Here is a 2,333-nt window from a genome sequence, read left to right on the forward strand (position 1 = left end):
GGGGCGGGCTCGCGGGCGGGGCCACCGCGACCCGGGCGGTGCCGGTGGCCCGCGCGCCCTGGGCGTCGGCGAGCAGGTACTCGAACGTGTCGGTGCCCGAGCTGGCGGGGAAGGCCTGGTACTCGATCGAGGTGGCACCGATCTTGACCACCCGGCCCAGCCGTGGAGGCGAGGCGAGCCCGAGCAGCGTGACCGGGTCACCGTCCGGGTCGACGCCGGCACCGGGCAGCTTGACGGTCACGGTGCCACCGGAGGTGACCCGACCCTCGAGCAGCGGTGGCTCCGGAGCCCGGTTGGGACGCGACGCGGGGACGACGGTGACCTCGAGACGCCCCGGCGCCGAGTCACCCCGGGTGTTGGCCGCGACGTAGGTGATCTCGAAGGTCTCCGGGGCGGCCAGGTCCGCCGGAGCGACGTAGCGCACCAGCCGGCCTGAGACGAAGGCCTCGCCCCGCTGGCCACGGGCCGGCCCCGCGGCCCGCACGGTGAGCTCTCCCGCGCGCTCGCCGACCACGTCGGGGACCAGGGCGAGCGCGTCGCCGGAGGGGCTGAAGTCGTTGTCGAGGACCGGAACCGATACCGCGGCGCCGGCCCGGACCACGACCTGGTCCGGCTCGGTGACCGGTGAGTTGTCGCGGGGCACCGGCCGCTGGGTGACGCTCACCTCCCCGGTCACCGCCCGTCCCCCGTTGCTGATCGTGTACCGCACCACCTGCGGCGTGGTGGCCAGCCGGCCCTCGCGCGCACCGACCCGGAGCCACCGGCCGTCGACGACCGCGACCTCCACCTGGTCCGGCGAGAGGGCGTAGGCCCCTTGCACGACCAGGAGGCCGCCCTCGGGGTCGACGTCGTTGGCCAGCACGTCGACGGTGGTCGCCGAGGGCCCGAACAGCGCGGCGGTGTCGGGCATCGCCACCGGGTCCTTGGGGGTACGGGGGCTGACGTCAACGCGGATCTGGCCACGGGCGAGCGGCGAGTCGCCGTAAGCCACGTCGTAGTGCAGGGCGTAGCTGCGGGCCACCTGGGCGCGGAAGGCGACCGTCCCCTCCCCCAGATCGGTGCGGACCTGGGTTCCGGGCACGGCGGCCAGGTGCCCCGCGAGCTCCAGCTGGGCCTGCGGGCTCAGCGGGTCGGCTCCCGGCAGGTCGTTGGCCAGAGGCCGGATGGTTACCCAGGTGCCGACCTCGGCGGCCACGACGTCGGGTTCGGCGACCGCGGGTACCGCCCGGTCAGTGGCGGGGTCCTGGACCCGGAACGCCAGCTCCCGGCTGACCGCGGCGGAGCGTCCGTCGGTGACGGAGTAGCTGACGCTCACGGGGCCGGGCTCCGGGGGGGCGGTGAACCGGATCCGACCGTCGGTGGTCACCCGGACCGCGGCACCCGCCGAGTCGTCGGTGGTCGCCGCCTCGAGGGCCAGGGTGTCGCCGTCCTGCCGGTCGCGCCAGTCGGCCAGGACAGGGAGGGAGATCGAGCCGTCTGCTGGGACCGGCCAGACCCTCGGCTCGAACCCGGGCCGCAGGGCCGGCGGGGCGTTCTGCCCGGAGGGACGTGCGGTGACGGTCACGCTGGTCCGCGCCGACATGGTGGGCCGGCCGTCGTCGACGACGTACTGGAAGGTCGTCTGGCCGGTGGCCGAGTCGGGGAGGCGGAGCTGGACCGTCTGACCGTCAGGACTGACGGTGAGGTCCGCGGCAGGGTCGGAGACCGCGGCGACCGACCGGATGGCCAGCACCCGGCCCGGGGGCGCGCTGTCGTTGTCGAGCGGGTGGAGCACCGTCGTGCGCCCGGGCCGGGCCCCGAACCGGTCGGGCTTGGCCTTCGGGGGACGGCGGTCGCCCTGGTTGCTTCGCTCCTTGTCGGGGTCGTTGCGGTCCTGGTCGTCGCGCTGGGTGTAGGCCTCCCAGTCCTCCAGCCTGGTGGGGACCGCGGTGTCCAGCCGCCAGACCGCGCCGGACTGGCGGTCGTTGAGCAGGATCTCGCCCCGGTTGACCCGGAACACCAGGTCGTCGGCCGGCCCGCGCAGCAGCGCCACCCGGGGCTCCTCCGCGCCGCACCGTGACACGACGGTGGCCGGGGCGCCGGACCACGCGCCGAAGACGCAGTCACCGAGCCGGACCGGCTCGGCAGGCCGTCCGGCAAGACCGTCGGCGACGGTGGTGAGCACCCCGGTGGTCAGGTCGACGTCGACCACGGCCGACGGCGTGGCGACCAGGACGCTGGCGGCATTGCCAAACATCGCGTTGGCGGTATTGCGCCCGCGCCGCAGGTCGGACTCGTCGACCACGTCATCGTGCAGCAGGGTCGCCGTATGGATGAACTCGACGACCGCCGCC

The 2,333-nt window shown here is 74.9% G+C and carries 1 protein-coding gene; it reads right to left on the reverse strand.

Annotation, left to right across the window (positions count from 1 at the left end; genetic code table 11):
* Nucleotides 1-2,236, reverse strand: a 2,236-nt coding sequence (locus PLP61_RS16585; RefSeq protein WP_324503870.1) for an Ig-like domain-containing protein, incomplete at its 3' end; no start/stop codon positions are given.
* Nucleotides 2,237-2,333 lie beyond the last annotated feature (97 nt).

It is taken from the genome of Nocardioides sp., assembly GCF_035429765.1.
GTDB lineage: Bacteria > Actinomycetota > Actinomycetes > Propionibacteriales > Nocardioidaceae > Nocardioides.